The sequence below is a fragment of the Streptomyces sp. NPDC088097 genome (genome assembly GCF_044741845.1).
In the GTDB taxonomy this organism is placed as follows: domain Bacteria; phylum Actinomycetota; class Actinomycetes; order Streptomycetales; family Streptomycetaceae; genus Streptomyces.
On sequence record NZ_JBIUTJ010000002.1, the window covers coordinates 456,312 to 469,440 of the forward strand.

General features: G+C 74.6%; 14 protein-coding genes. 11 read left to right on the forward strand and 3 right to left on the reverse strand.

Annotated elements, in window-relative coordinates; translation table 11 throughout:
• Positions 1–26 precede the first annotated feature (26 nt).
• Positions 27–572 carry a TerD family protein gene (locus ACIOD1_RS07995; protein ID WP_365617258.1) on the forward strand — a complete coding sequence of 182 codons (546 nt, stop codon included), beginning with the start codon at positions 27–29 and terminating at the stop codon, positions 570–572.
• 270 nt (positions 573–842) lie between these two features.
• Here the strand turns inward: ACIOD1_RS07995 and ACIOD1_RS08000 are convergent, their stop codons facing one another.
• Positions 843–1,454, reverse strand: coding sequence for a TetR/AcrR family transcriptional regulator (locus ACIOD1_RS08000; RefSeq protein ID WP_365617256.1), 612 nt, complete (start codon positions 1,452–1,454; stop codon positions 843–845).
• A 209-nt stretch (positions 1,455–1,663) separates the two neighbouring features.
• Here ACIOD1_RS08000 and ACIOD1_RS08005 point away from each other — a divergent pair, with 209 nt between their 5' ends.
• The 10 genes from ACIOD1_RS08005 to ACIOD1_RS08050 all read left to right on the forward strand — a co-directional run bounded on the left by ACIOD1_RS08005 (position 1,664) and on the right by ACIOD1_RS08050 (position 11,284).
• Complete coding sequence (locus tag ACIOD1_RS08005; protein WP_365617254.1) at positions 1,664–2,647, forward strand: phosphatase PAP2 family protein; 984 nt, start codon at positions 1,664–1,666, stop codon at positions 2,645–2,647.
• The gene (locus ACIOD1_RS08010; protein ID WP_401900953.1) at positions 2,644–3,555 is read left to right on the forward strand and encodes a hypothetical protein; all 912 of its coding nucleotides are present in this window, start codon (positions 2,644–2,646) and stop codon (positions 3,553–3,555) included. Before ACIOD1_RS08005 ends, ACIOD1_RS08010 begins: the two co-directional genes overlap by 4 nt.
• A 4-nt stretch (positions 3,556–3,559) precedes the next feature.
• On the forward strand, positions 3,560–3,865 hold the full coding sequence (locus tag ACIOD1_RS08015; RefSeq protein WP_401900954.1) for a hypothetical protein: 306 nt from the start codon (positions 3,560–3,562) through the stop codon (positions 3,863–3,865).
• A gap of 96 nt (positions 3,866–3,961) precedes the next feature.
• The gene (locus ACIOD1_RS08020; RefSeq protein ID WP_365617248.1) at positions 3,962–4,228 is read left to right on the forward strand and encodes a GlsB/YeaQ/YmgE family stress response membrane protein; all 267 of its coding nucleotides are present in this window, start codon (positions 3,962–3,964) and stop codon (positions 4,226–4,228) included.
• A 71-nt stretch (positions 4,229–4,299) separates the two neighbouring features.
• On the forward strand, positions 4,300–4,785 hold the full coding sequence (gene rraA / locus ACIOD1_RS08025) for a ribonuclease E activity regulator RraA (protein WP_401900957.1): 486 nt from the start codon (positions 4,300–4,302) through the stop codon (positions 4,783–4,785).
• A gap of 161 nt (positions 4,786–4,946) precedes the next feature.
• Entirely contained in the window at positions 4,947–6,599 is a 1,653-nt protein-coding gene (locus ACIOD1_RS08030; RefSeq protein ID WP_401900960.1) for a peptide-N4-asparagine amidase, read from the forward strand.
• 27 nt (positions 6,600–6,626) lie between these two features.
• A complete protein-coding gene (locus ACIOD1_RS08035; protein WP_401900962.1) occupies positions 6,627–8,306 on the forward strand; it encodes a protein kinase in 1,680 nt (559 codons plus the stop codon).
• A 101-nt stretch (positions 8,307–8,407) separates the two neighbouring features.
• Positions 8,408–9,319, forward strand: coding sequence for a squalene/phytoene synthase family protein (locus tag ACIOD1_RS08040; RefSeq protein ID WP_401900964.1), 912 nt, complete (start codon positions 8,408–8,410; stop codon positions 9,317–9,319).
• A 112-nt stretch (positions 9,320–9,431) separates the two neighbouring features.
• Complete coding sequence (locus ACIOD1_RS08045) at positions 9,432–10,682, forward strand: sensor histidine kinase (protein WP_401900967.1); 1,251 nt, start codon at positions 9,432–9,434, stop codon at positions 10,680–10,682.
• Positions 10,679–11,284, forward strand: coding sequence for a response regulator transcription factor (locus tag ACIOD1_RS08050; RefSeq protein WP_365617238.1), 606 nt, complete (start codon positions 10,679–10,681; stop codon positions 11,282–11,284). The genes ACIOD1_RS08045 and ACIOD1_RS08050 overlap by 4 nt, the downstream gene beginning before the upstream one ends.
• Positions 11,285–11,300: 16 nt before the next feature.
• Here ACIOD1_RS08050 and ACIOD1_RS08055 read toward each other — a convergent pair whose 3' ends face one another.
• Complete coding sequence (locus ACIOD1_RS08055; RefSeq protein WP_365617236.1) at positions 11,301–12,113, reverse strand: LysM peptidoglycan-binding domain-containing protein; 813 nt, start codon at positions 12,111–12,113, stop codon at positions 11,301–11,303.
• 387 nt (positions 12,114–12,500) lie between these two features.
• Positions 12,501–13,049 carry a hypothetical protein gene (locus ACIOD1_RS08060; protein ID WP_401900971.1) on the reverse strand — a complete coding sequence of 183 codons (549 nt, stop codon included), beginning with the start codon at positions 13,047–13,049 and terminating at the stop codon, positions 12,501–12,503.
• Between the last annotated feature and the right edge of the window lie 80 nt (positions 13,050–13,129).

Here is a 13,129-nt window from a genome sequence, read left to right on the forward strand (position 1 = left end):
AAGTGGCCCGGCGGAGGGGGAGTTCGGTGAGCGGAGTACGCAAGAGCCTGGCCAAGGTGGAGATAGCGCTGCGGTGGGACCCCAGCCCGTCCGGCACACCCGCCAACGACCTGGACATACTGGCCGCGGTGTACGCCGGTGCGGACCCCTACGGGGAGCCCGTCTACCTCGTCCACTTCGGCAGCCGGGCCCCCGACGGCACCATCACCCTCACCCGTGACAGCCGCACCGGCCAGGGGCTCGGCTTCGACGAGGTGATGGTCCTGGAACTGGACCGGCTGGCCTCCGAGCTGGGCCGCGTGGTGGTGGGCGTGGTGATCCAGGACGGCGGGCCCTCCGCGGGCCACGGCGCCCGGACGTTCGCCGGGGTGGCGGGCACCGGGCTGCGGATCCGCGAGGGCTACAACGAGCTGGCCACGGGGAACTTCGCCGAGGTCGCGGACTCGACCGCCGCCACGGTCGCGGAGTTCGTCCGGGACGCCGAGGGCGTGTGGTCGCTGGACGCGCGCCCGCACGGGTTCGGCGTGGACGCGCAGGAGTACGTCCGGGTCATGGGCGCCGCGCGCGGCTGATTCCCGCACCGCCGCCCGACCGACTGCCCGGAAGCCGAACGAACGGACCCGGCAAGCCGTACGCATGGACCCGGCAAGCCGTACGTACGGACCCGGGAAGCCGAACGGACGGGCCGGCGGTCACCCTGCTCGGGAGTGGCCGCCGACCCGTCCGGGTGGCGCGCTGCCGCCGTCCCCACGAGGCAGCGCGGGCGGGTCGTCGTCCGGTCATCGTGGACGACGGCCCACCGGTATGGGGGGCTCGGAGAGCCGAGGGCCGGGTGGGACCGGCTAGGGCGTCTCTGGCGTGATGCCCAGGGCGGGCAACAGGGCCGCGTCGACGAACCTGACCAGGTAGTCGGCGTCCGCGTACCGTCCTTCCAGCACCGGGCGGATCCGTAGGACGCCCATCAGCTGCGCGGGCAGGAACTCCACGGCCGGATGGTTCGCGGCGATCTCGCCCCGCTCCACCGCCCGCGCCACGATCGTGTCGAAGGCGGCCAGCTCCGGCTCCACCAGCGCCTCGCGCAGGGCGCCCTGGAGCTCCTCGTCGCTGAGCACCGCGTGTCCGAGCGCCTGGCTCAGTCGGGTGTCGCTTCCCGAGGTGCAGGCCGCGATCCGGGCGGCCTCGCGCAGGTCGCCCACCAGGGTGCCGGTGTCCACGCTGGCCAGGGTCCGGTCGCTGCGGGACGCCCGCAGGGCGGCGGCCACCAGCTGCGGCTTGGTCTTCCACTGCCGGTACAGCGTGGACTTCCCGCAACTGGCCCGAGCGGCGACGCCCTCCATGGTCAGGGCCTCGTACCCGTGCTCGCGCAACTGCTCCAGGACGGCGTCGTAGAACTCCCGCTCGCGCTCCGGTGTGATCTTGGAGCGGCGCGCGGTGACCTGCGGCGTTGACGTCATGGGGTACGGCTCTCCTCGCGGGGCTCCAGCGCGGTTCCATCCGGTCCGTGTACATCCGAGTGTACGGCTACGGAACCGTATCGGTACACCAGCGTATCGATACGCCAATGTATCGATACACTGGCGTGTCGATCGGGGTGATCCGGCGCGACGCAGCCGCCGCAGTGGACCGCCCGAAACCGCAGTACCAAAAGAAGTGAGACCGGGGGATGACCTCCCACACCACCACCGGCGAGCCCGCCTCCGCCGGGAAGAAGGACGCGCGGCGCCGGCTCATACGCGAGCTGCTGCTCGTCGCGGGACTGTTCGCCGTCTACAAGACGGGCCGGATGCTCTCGACGGGCCGCACCGACGAGGCCTTCCGCAACGCGGGCCACGTCTGGGACGCCGAACGCGCGCTGCACCTGCCCGGCGAGGGCGCCGTCCAGAGGCTCATGCTGCACTCCGACGCCCTGGTGCACACCGCGAACACCTACTACGCGGCCGTGCACTTCCCGGCGACCGTGCTCTTCCTCGTCTGGCTCTACCTGCGCCGCCCCCGTCACTACCTGTGGACCCGACGGGTGCTCGCCGTCCTCACCGGCGCCGCCCTCGCCATCCACCTGTCCTACCCGCTGGCACCCCCGCGGATGCTGGACGCCGCGCACCTGATCGACACCGGTCAGGTCTACGGGCCCACCGTCTACGGAGCCGCCCCGGCCACCGACACCATGGCCAACCAGTTCGCCGCGATGCCCTCGCTGCACTTCGGCTGGGCGCTGATGCTGGCCCTCGGCATGATCGCCGCGACCCGGTCGCGGTGGCGGGTCCTGTGGCTGATGCACCCCCTGGTGACCCTGCTCGTGGTCGTCGGCACCGCCAACCACTACTGGCTCGACGCGATCGTGGCCACCGCGCTGCTGGGCGCCGCCCTCCTGGTCGTTCCGCGCCCGATCGTCACCCGGGCCACCGCTCCGGTCGCGGGCAACGTGCCGGGCGCCCGCCCGAGCGCGGTCCGGGGCCCGAGCGCGCGCCCCGCGCCCGCTTCGGCGCCGACCGCCGCCGGCCCGCCGGGCGCGGCCACCGAGGCCGCCGTGCCGGGCACGGCCGCCGCGCCGGTCGTGGCCGCTGCGTCGGCCATGGCCAACGTGCCGGTCGTGGCCGCCGTGTCCTCCGCGCCCCTGCCGGTCGCCGTCTCGGGAGCCGGACGGTGAACGCCACCGTCCTCGCCCTCCTGCTCTGCGTCGCCTCCGCCGCGACCTACGCGGCCGGGGCCGTCGCCCAGGAGCGGCTCGCCCGCACCTCCTCCGCCCGCACCGCCTCCGCCCTGTTCGGCAACAGCGCCTGGTGGTGGTCGGCCGGACTCAACGCCGGCGCCGCGCTGCTGCACGCGGCCGCCCTGCGCTACGGACCGCTCACCCTGGTCCAGCCGCTGGGCGCCCTCACCCTCGTCGCCGCCGTCCCGCTGGGCGCGCACGGCGCCGGCCGCCGGGTCGCGACCACCGAGTGGCGGGGCACCCTCGCCACCGTCGTCGGCCTCGGGCTGCTGCTGATCCCCGCCTCCGGGCCGGCCCCCGACGACACCCTCACCCTGGCCGAGGCCCTCGCCGTCTCCGGGGCCACCGCCGCCGCGATCCTGCTGCTCACCGCCCGCAAGGACCCCCGCTCCGGCCTGCGGCACGCCACCGCCTCCGGGCTGGCCTCCGCCGTGGCCTCCGCCCTGACGCAGACCGTGGCCGTGGCGGGCGGCCGGGGCGGCGCCCTGCTCAGCGTCCGCGTCGTGGGGGTGGCCCTGCTCGTGGTGGTCTTCGCCGTCGGCGGGATGCTGCTCTCGCAGCGGGCCTACCGGGGCGGCCTCGGTGCCCCGCTCGCCGTGGTCAACCTGGCCAACCCGCTGGCCGCCGCCGCCATCGGCATGATCCTGCTCGGCGAGCGGCTCCAGGGCGGCGCCCTGGGCATCCTCCTCGCCGTGACCGGGGCGCTCGCCGCGACCCGGGGCGTCCTGCTCCTGACCCGCACCGCTCCCGACGCCACGGCCCACGCCGGGCCCGAGCCCGCCGCCGCGCCGGTGCGGTCCGCCACCGCGGAGAGCCCCGTACCCGTCCGGCATGTGGCAGCCTGACGACATGACGACCGACCGCTCGTACCTCTCGCTGTGGTCCAAGAACTCCGTGCTGTCGATCGGGTCGGTGGGCTCCGTGCTCTCCGTCGGCTCGATCGGCAGCGTGCTGTCCGTCGGCTCGATCGGTTCGACGCTCTCGCTCGGATCCGCCGCCTCCTGGCTGAGCGTCGGGTCGGCCTTCTCCGCCTGCTCCACCCGCTCCCTGCTGTCCTACCGCTCCCGCGGCGGGTTCGCGGCGGGCGCCCGCACGATCGCCACCGCCGTCACCGTCGCCGCCCTGCTCGTCCGCTCGCGCCCGCGCTCCCGCTGACGAGCGCCCCCGCTCACGCGGCCCGGGAGAACCAACGGGCCTCCGCTCGCGTCCTCCCCCGTGTAGACGCACATCGACGAGCGGGAGTGAACGACCATGGGCATCATCGGCTGGATCATCCTCGGCCTCCTGGCCGGAGGCATCGCCAAGGTCCTGCTGCCCGGCCGGGACCCCGGCGGCTTCATCGGCACCATCCTCATAGGCGTCGCGGGTGCCTTCCTCGGCGGCTGGCTCTCCGCGAAGTTCCTGGACCGCCCCATCGACACCCAGTTCTTCGACCTCGCCACCTGGGGCTCCGCCATCGCCGGCTCCCTGGTCCTCCTCGTCGGCTACCGCATCCTCTTCGGCAACTCCCGGAACTGACGCCCACGGGACAGCCCTTAGGGTGGGCCCCGCACGGCGCGACGTACGAGCTGCGAGGAGCCCCCAACCACATGAGCGTCACCCCCGTTCCCACCGCCGACCTCTACGACGAGCACGGTGAGGCCCTCGCCATCTGCGCGACCCCCTTCCGGCGGATCGGCGGTCGCGCCCTCTACGCCGGGCCCGTGCGCACCGTCCGCTGCCACGAGGACAACTCGCTGCTGCGCCAGCTGCTCCACACCCCCGGTGACGGAGCCGTCCTCGTCGTCGACGGCGGTGGCTCCCTGCGCACCGCGCTCGTCGGCGACCTCATCGCCGGGGCCGCCGTGCGCTCCGGCTGGGCCGGGCTGATCATCAACGGGGCGGTCCGCGACAGCGTCGCCCTCGGCGGGCTCGACCTCGGGGTGCAGGCGCTGGGCACCTGCCCCCGCAAGAGCGGCAAGACCGGCGCGGGAGCGGTCGACGAGCCCGTCACCATCGGCGGGATCACCTTCAGCCCGGGCGACACCGTCCACGTGGACGACGACGGGATCGTGGTCCTGCCCGCCCGCGCCTGACACCGGAGCGGCCTCGGCCCCGGCCCCGGCCCCGGCCCCGGTACCTGCCTCGGCCCGGGACCGGCCCGGCGCCGGCCGGGGTCCCGCACCGGGCGTTTTCCGCCACCCGCGCACCACCGCCCCTGGCGCGGGCGCGCCCCGACGGGTTTCACTGCGGGCCCATGAGACGACACCGGATCATGGGGCTGCTCGGCGCGCTCACCCTCGCCGCAGCCACCCTCGCCACGGGCACCGCGACGGCCACCACCACCATCCGCGAGGTCGCCCCCGCGACGGCCGACCCCGCCCCGCCCACCGAGTTCGGCACCGACTGGCACGACCCGCTCACGCCGGGCCCGCCCGTCTCCCGCCCCGCCACCCGCTCCTGCCGGGTCACCCTCGCCGAGGCGCGGTTCCGGGACTACACCCCCTACCGGGGCACCTACACCCCGCCCACCGGCTGCGGCTCCGACCGCGGCTGGGCCAAGGTGGTGCTGCGCCTCGACGGCAAGGTCAAGGGGCGCCAGTACGACCGCCTGGGCAACCTCACCCTCGGCGGCGTCGAGATCCTGCGCACCTCCACCCCGGAGCCCTCGCCCGACGGCATCGCCTGGTCCGTCGAGAAGGACGTCACCCGCTACCGGGACGCCCTCGCCCGCCCGCAGTCCGTCGAGATGCTCATCGGCAACGTGGTCGACGACACCTACACCGGGGTCATCGACGTCACCGTCACCCTCACCTTCTACGCCGCCGAAGGCCGCACCGGCCCGGCCGCCACCCCCGACCTTGTCCTCCCGCTCACGACTCCCACCGTCACCACCCCCCGCAACACCGAGCGCCTCCTGGCCGAGGTGTACGCCACCGGCTCGGGCGGAGGCTGCGAGGAGTACTGGTACCTGACCGTCCCCGACGCCGCCCCCTACTCCTGCAAGGCCGCCGACGGCCCCTACCGCGAGGTCCGCGTCTCCGTGGACGGGCGGCTCGCGGGCATCGCCGCGCCCTTCCCGACGGTCTGGACCGGCGGCTGGTCCAACCCGTTCCTCTGGTACGTGACCCCCGGCCCGCGCGCCTTCGACGTCCAGCCGATCCAGTACGACCTCACTCCCTTCGCCGCCCTCTTCAACGACGGCCGCCCGCACCGCGTCGAGGTGTCCGTCGCGGGCGTCCCGGCCGGGCAGAGCGGCTGGAGCACCCCGACGAACCTGCTGCTCTGGCAGGACCACGGTCGGCAGGTCGTCACCGGCGCCCTGACCCGCCACGAGGAGGAGGCGCCCACCGCCTCCAGCCGCTGGACCCCGCCCGGCACCCCCGGCGCCGAGCACCGCCTCGACACCGAGGGCGGCCACCGGCTCACCGTCGCCGGACACCTCGACACCTCCCACGGCCGGGTCACCACCACCGTGGCCCGCTCCGTGCGCAACACCTCCGCCCACCGCTGGACCGAAGGGGAGGCCCTCGACGCCCTCGACGCCTCCTGGAGCGACGAGGAGAGCGTCACGCGGGGCGTCGACACCACCCTCACCAGCCGCGCCCACACCATGAACGGCGCCACCACCCTCGGCGCCGGAGACCGGCTGCGGACCGTCCTCTCGCTCGGGGACCGCGCCGACACCGTCACCTCGCACGCGGGCCGCGAGAGGGGCCGCACGCACCTGGACGACACGTACACGGGCGACGCCACCTACACGGCGAACGTCCCGCGCGAGCAGCGGCACGCGGTCGCCGCCACCACCGCCCGCTACCGCCTGTACGGGGCCGAACCGGGCTCCGGCTGTTACGACCGTACGGTGGCCACCGCACAGGGCACGGTGACGGTGGACCGCCGGCGCTGCTGACGCCACCGCCGCCTACGATGTCGGCCCATGGACACGAGCGAGGCCGGCAGACGGCTTGTCGACGGCCGTTTCGAACTGATCGGCCCCCTGGGCGCCGGCGGCATGGGCACGGTGTGGCGCGCCCGCGACATCGCCCTGCACCGCGAGGTCGCCCTCAAGGAGGTGCGCCCGCCGGACCCCGCCACCGCCGCCGCCCAGCCCGGGCTGACCGTCCAACTGCGCGAACGGGCGGTGCGCGAGGCCCGGGCCCTGGCCCGCCTCGCCCACCCCAACGTGGTGACCATCCACCACATCGTGGAGCCCGCGCCGGGCACCGACGGCCACCCGTGGATCGTGATGGAGCTGGTCAAGGGCGGCTCCCTCGACGACCGCCTCGACGCCGGCCCGATGCCCGTCGCGGAGGCCATCGCGCTCGGTCTCGACGTACTGTCCGCGCTCCGGGCGGCGCACGCCGAGGGCGTGCTCCACCGGGACGTGAAACCGGCCAACGTCCTGCTGCGCCCCGGCGGCGGGGCCGTCCTCACGGACTTCGGCATCGCCGCCCTCCACGGGTCCAGCGCGCTCACCTCCACCGGGGTGCTCATCGGCTCGCCCGAGTACATCGCGCCCGAGCGGGTGCGCGCCGTGGAGGGGCTCGCCGCCTCGGACCTGTGGTCGCTGGGGATGATGCTGTATGTGGCCTCCGAGGGCACCCACCCCCTGCGCCGGGCCACCACCCTGGCCACCATGGCCGCCGTCCTCGACGAGCCCATCCCGGCTCCGGTCCGCTCCGGCCCGCTGGGCCCGGTCCTGGAACGGCTGCTCGTACGGGACCCGGCGGCGCGGCCCGACGGCGCGGCCCTGGAAGCACTGCTCCGGAACGCGAGCGCCGCACTCGCGGCCGGGCCTCCGGCCCCCGCCGGGCCGGCCGCGCCCCTGGGGCTGTTCGGCCCCCCGAGCCCCGTCACGGGGCCGGCGCCCACACCCGCCCCCGCGTCCGGCCCCTACGCGGTCGGCACCGTCCCCCTGACACAGCCGCCCGCCCGGCCCCGCCGGCGCGCCCTGCCCGCCGTACTGCTGGCCGCGGCCCTGGCCGGCGGGATCTTCGGCATCGTCCAGTGGCTCCCGGGGGACACCGGAAAGGACACCGACGCCAAGTCCGGCGCCCGCACGGTCGCTCCCGTCACCCCCGGCGCCTCGGCCTCCGGATCCGGCCCGGCCGCCCCGCCGTTGGGCCCCCGTACCAGCGCCTCACCGAGCGCGGCGACCGGCGCAGCCGCCCCGAAGGGCAGCCTCCTCACCCCGGCGAACATCCGCACGGCGCTCGCGGCCCTCAAGGAACGCGCCGGCACCACCACCTTCGTCGACCTGCGGATCTACGACGGCTACCTCCTCGCCTCGATCCCCACCGCCCCCGGAGCGCGCACCGTCGACGCCTGGCAGTACCGGGACGGGAGCGCCAAGCGCACCGGACCCGACGGCACTGTCAAGGACGGCGAGCCGCTCATCGACATGGCCGGCGTCAACTGGGACGCCCTGCCCGGCCTGTTGGAGCAGGCCGCCCGCGACCTGGGCGTCCCGCAGCCCACCTCGCGCTACGTCATCGTCGAGCCCTGGATGATGGACCAGACCCCCTGCATGCGCCCCTACCTCAGCGACGCGTACGGCCAGGGCGGCTACGTCCTGGCCGGAACCGACGGCAAGGTCAAGAAGATCTACCGTTCCTGACATCGTGTACCCGTACGAACCGCCCGCCCGCCCACGCGTGCGTAGGCGTGCGCGGGCGGACGTACGGGACGGTCACGACGCGATCCGAGGAGCACGGCACCATGCCCAGCTGGCGCACCACCCTCACCCGGGCCGGAATATCCGACCCCGGGCTCCGGGAAGCCCACACTGACACTGCCCGTCGGGTCCTGCGCCGGGAACCGGCCCCGTACGTCACCCTGCGCCTGCTCGCCGATCCGGCCCTGGTGCCCTGGCTCACCGCCGGGCTCGCCTTCATGAACCTGGTCGACGACACCGCCGAGACCGGCACCCCGGAGCAGCGCGCCGCCGGGCTCGCCGCACTGGGCGACCGCGTACGGGGCGCCCTGGACTCCAAGGACGGCCCCGACCCGCTGCTGCGCGCCTACGCCCACGCCGTCCGCACCCGGGAACTCCCGGCGCACTGGATCACCCGGTTCCTGGAGGGCGCCGCCACCGCCGAGGCCGGCTTCGACGGGTTCGCCGACGAGGCCGGATTCCAGGCCTACCTGGACGCCTACGCCTGGCCGGGGGTCGTCGCCTTCAACGGCCTCCAGTACCAGGGCGGACCGGACGAGGAACAGGCGGCGGCCTGGCGCCGGTTCGTGGACGCCGCCCAGCGCGTCGACTTCCTCGCCGACCTCTGCGGGGACCTCGCCGACGGCCGGCTCTGCCTGCCGCGCGCCCACCTCGCCGCCCACGGGGTCACCCGCACCGACCTCGAACAGGGCCGGGACACTCCCGCCGTGCGGGACCTCCTGGCCGCCGAGTGCGCGCGGGCCCGTACCGCGCTGGCCGCCGCCGAGGACGTCCCGGACCTGACGGCGCCCGGGCTGCGCCCCGTGGTCGCGGCCATGACCGAACTCATGGCGCACCAACTGACCGCCGTGGAACGGGCCGGGGCGGGCGCCCTGCGCAAGGACGTCGGCTACGGGCTCGCCGCCCCGCTGCGCACCCTGCTCAGGGCCCGCGCCCAGCGCCCCCGGAGGCGGTGACGGCGCGGGCCGTGACATTCGTACCGGCGCGGCGCGTACGCCCGGATCTGCCGCCGGGGCCGCCGCCCTTCCTACCGTGGGAGCCATGGGAAACGAGCGGCGGGGAGCGGACATGAGCGACGACGGGAAGACGGGCACGGCCACGCCGGGGACGGGCCGGGGGAAGGCCGAACGGTCCGCCCGCGGGGCGGCGCGGCGGCGCGGGGGACGGTTCCGCCAGGAGTGCGACGGGGCCCCCGATCACGGACGGGGCCCGATGGGCCCGCCCACCGGCTTCACCCTCCTGCCCTGGCTGCTGCTCGGCCTGGGAGCCGTCGCCAACCTGCTCCACGGCGAGACGCCCAACCCCTGGGTCGGCGCGGTGGGCCTGCTCGTCTTCAACTCCCTCTACATCAGCGTGGTGTTCCGCGCCTTCGTCCGGTCCACGCGGGAGGCAGCGAGTACCCGGTGGGGCCTGGTCGCGATGGGCGTGGTCACCTGCGCGCTCGCCCTCGCGTACGGAGGTGCCTGGCTCTACTTCTTCCCCCTCCTCGGCCTCGCCACCGGAGCCGTGGTCCGCGGCCGGGCGCTCGCGCCGGTGATGTTCGCCCTGACCGCGGTGGCCGGGGGAGTCGCCGGTTTCCGCGGGGGCTGGGACGCCCTCGGCATCGTCTACGGGACCTTCCTGTCCGGCATGGTCACGGCGGCCATCCTGGCCCTGTCCGAAACGGTGACGGAACTGCGCGGGACCCGGCAGGAACTGGCGCGGGCCGCCGTGGACCAGGAGCGGCTGCGCTTCTCCCGCGACCTGCACGACCTGTTGGGCCACACGCTCTCGGTGATCGTCGTGAAGTCGGAGGCGGCCCGCAGGATCGCACCCCGTGACATCGACGCGGCCCTGGAGCAGATCGCGGACATCGAGACCGTCGGACGGCAGGCGCTCACCGAGATCCGGGAGGCCGTCACCGGCTACCGCGAGGCCAGCCTCGCCGCCGAGCTCGACCGGGCCCGCGGGGCGCTCACGGCCGCCGGCGTCGAGCCCCTCGTACGCCAGTCCGGCCCCCCGCTGCCACCGCGGGAGGCGGCCCTGCTGGGCTGGGTGGTCCGCGAGGCCGCCACCAACACCCTGCGCCACAGCGGCGCCGCCACCTGCGAGATCGAGCTGCGCAGCTCGGACGGGCGGGCCCGGCTGACGGTCACCGACGACGGGAGCGGCGTAGGCTCGGCCACGCCGGGAAGCGGGCTGACCGGCCTCGGCGAACGTCTCGCCGCGGCGGGCGGCACCCTGAGCAGCGGCCCGGTTCCCGGCGGCGGGTTCCGGGTCACGGCGGAACTCCCGGTGCCGGTGGAGCCGGTCGGGGGAGAGGACGAGGAGGGCCGATGATCAGGGTGCTGCTGGCGGAGGACCAGCGGATGATGCGGGGCGCGCTCGCCCTGCTGCTGGGGCTGGAGGAGGACATCGAGGTCGTGGCGCAGGTCGCCGCGGGCGACGAGATCCTGCCGGCCGCGCTCGACGCCCGACCTGATGTGGCCCTCCTCGACATCGAACTTCCGGGCCTCAGCGGCCTCGACGCCGCGGCCGAGCTGCGCGGGCGGCTGCCCGACTGCCGCGTGCTGATCCTGACCACCTTCGGCCGCCCCGGCTACCTGCGCCGCGCGATGGAGGCGGGGGCCGCCGGGTTCCTGGTGAAGGACGGCCCGGTGGAGGAACTGGCCGCCGCCGTACGGCGCGTGCTCGCGGGGGAGACGGTGATCGACCCCGCCCTCGCGGCCGCGGCCCTCGGCGCCGGCCCGAACCCGCTCACCCCGCGCGAGGTCGACGTCCTGAACGCGGCGGTGGACGGGGCGACGGTGGCGGACATCGCGGCGAAGTTGTTCCTGTCCGAGTCGACCGTACGGAACTACCTCTCGGCGGCGATCGGCAAGACCGGCACCCGCAACCGCATGGAGGCCGTCCGTGCCGCCCGCCGCCAGGGCTGGCTCTGACCGGTGGCCGGCGGGATCAGTACGCGCCGTTGACGTTGTCGATGGAGCCGTAGCGCGAGGCGGCGTAGTTGCAGGCGGCCGTGATGTTGGCGACCGGGTCGTAGGAGTCCATCGGGGTACCGGGCACGTGGTAGGTCCGGAAGGTCGGGTCGATGACCTGGAGCAGCCCCTTGGAGGGGATTCCGGCCGCCGCGTTGGAGTCCCAGTTGTTGATGGCGAGGGGATTTCCGGAGGACTCCCGCATCACATTGCGGTGAATTCCGTTGTAGGTGCCGGGAATTCCATGCCGGGCCATGACGTCCAGGGACTCGCGGATCCATCCGTCGAGATTGTTGGAGTACGTCTGCGCGGGAGCTGCCGCCACGGTGGCGGTCTTCGCGGTCGTGGCCGTTGTCGTGGCCTGCACCGCGGTGGCCTGAACCGCCGTGGCCCTCGCGGCGGCGGCTTTCGCGCCGGTGCCCAGGCTGAGCCTCAACCCGGGGTGGATGACGGACGGGTCGCCGCCGATGGAGTTCCGGTTGGACTGGTAGAGGGCCTGCCAGCCACCGCTGACCGCGTGCTCGGACGCGATCTTCGAAAGGGTGTCGCCACCGACCACGGAATAGGTCAGGGTCGCGGCGGCCTTTTCGACGGTGGCCTTCTCCGCGACGGCCGGCAGTGCGGTGGCGGCCTGCGCGGCGGGCAGGGTGGTCGCCTGGAGGACGGCCGCTCCGGCCGTGTTCGCGCTGATCAGGGGGAGGGCCAAGGCCGCCCCGCCGGTGCCGGCGAGTGCGAGTCTGCGGGCGATCGGGTGCTGCTTCGGCCGACGGTGCTTACCCAGTCCGGGCATGGCGCTATTCCTCACGTGCGGGTACGGGAGAGCCCCGGCGGCGGCCGGATTCGGCAGTCGGCCGCTGGGAGTGAGGTGACCGTAGGCGAGGCTCCGGTTCCCGAACAAGATGGAATTTCGGAGAGGAGATCGACTTCTCTCGATCGGGCCGCGCAATGACCTTGAAAGTTTCTCTCGGAAAACCCGGATTCCCTTTCCGGAGAAAGGGAATGGGGTACGTCGGGGAAATGATGTTGACGGGGCGGGTGTGACTCACATCATGGGCCCGGAGGGGTTTGGGGCCGCCCCGCGCAATCCGGGCAATTCACCGCCCCGTGCGGTGGATTGGGGCGAGGCGCCCGATGGCGGCGAATCGCCCATCCGGGACGGTTTCCGGCGCGGATCGGGCTACTGAACGGCCGGCAGCAGCGCCCTGATCGCCGCCACCGCGGCCCGCGGGTCGTCGGCGTGGCAGCGTACGGTCCGCACCCGCCTGCGCTCGCCCCACAGGCTCACCGCCGTCACCGGCCGGACCAGGGTCAGGGTGAGGGAGGTCTGGGAGGCGACCGCCACGTCCAGGACCCCATCCTCGGACCGGTTCGCGTCGGGAAAGCGGACGTCGACGGCGACGCGCGCGATCAGTTCCAGCGGTATCCGCAGGTCGAGCGAGGCCCGGTGGCGCACGCGTACCCCGCCGGGCCCCACCACGTGCGGCCGTGTGACCGCCGCGGCGTGCAGCCCGAGCACCAGGAACACCGTGTAGAGGCCCGGCGGCAACATCACCAGGTGTGCGACGGGGTACGGGGCGAGCAGGAAGGACACCCCGACCGTCTCCACGGCGAAGACGAACACGAGCCCGTACGAGGTCGGCGCCTGGGCGCGGGCGTAACCGACGGCCGTGTCCCCCCGCCCCACCCCGTCCCGGCGGCGGGCGACCCACAGGCCGAGGGACCTCATCCAGCGCCCTTCGTGGGCGGCCCACCGGCGCAGCCGCGACCGCCGCTCCCCGGGGTGCCCCTCCGGTGCTTCCCGTCCCT

Bases quoted from the DNA above. Each gene is read 5' to 3' on its own strand.
- ACIOD1_RS08000 (WP_365617256.1), bottom strand. From the start codon at position 1,454: ATGACGTCAACGCCGCAGGTCACCGCGCGCCGCTCCAAGATCACACCG.
- ACIOD1_RS08005 (WP_365617254.1), top strand. From the start codon at position 1,664: ATGACCTCCCACACCACCACCGGCGAGCCCGCCTCCGCCGGGAAGAAG.
- ACIOD1_RS08015 (WP_401900954.1), top strand. From the start codon at position 3,560: ATGACGACCGACCGCTCGTACCTCTCGCTGTGGTCCAAGAACTCCGTG.
- ACIOD1_RS08020 (WP_365617248.1), top strand. From the start codon at position 3,962: ATGGGCATCATCGGCTGGATCATCCTCGGCCTCCTGGCCGGAGGCATC.
- rraA (WP_401900957.1), top strand. From the start codon at position 4,300: ATGAGCGTCACCCCCGTTCCCACCGCCGACCTCTACGACGAGCACGGT.
- ACIOD1_RS08030 (WP_401900960.1), top strand. From the start codon at position 4,947: ATGAGACGACACCGGATCATGGGGCTGCTCGGCGCGCTCACCCTCGCC.
- ACIOD1_RS08035 (WP_401900962.1), top strand. From the start codon at position 6,627: ATGGACACGAGCGAGGCCGGCAGACGGCTTGTCGACGGCCGTTTCGAA.
- ACIOD1_RS08040 (WP_401900964.1), top strand. From the start codon at position 8,408: ATGCCCAGCTGGCGCACCACCCTCACCCGGGCCGGAATATCCGACCCC.
- ACIOD1_RS08045 (WP_401900967.1), top strand. From the start codon at position 9,432: ATGAGCGACGACGGGAAGACGGGCACGGCCACGCCGGGGACGGGCCGG.
- ACIOD1_RS08050 (WP_365617238.1), top strand. From the start codon at position 10,679: ATGATCAGGGTGCTGCTGGCGGAGGACCAGCGGATGATGCGGGGCGCG.
- ACIOD1_RS08055 (WP_365617236.1), bottom strand. From the start codon at position 12,113: ATGCCCGGACTGGGTAAGCACCGTCGGCCGAAGCAGCACCCGATCGCC.
- ACIOD1_RS08060 (WP_401900971.1), bottom strand. From the start codon at position 13,049: ATGAGGTCCCTCGGCCTGTGGGTCGCCCGCCGCCGGGACGGGGTGGGG.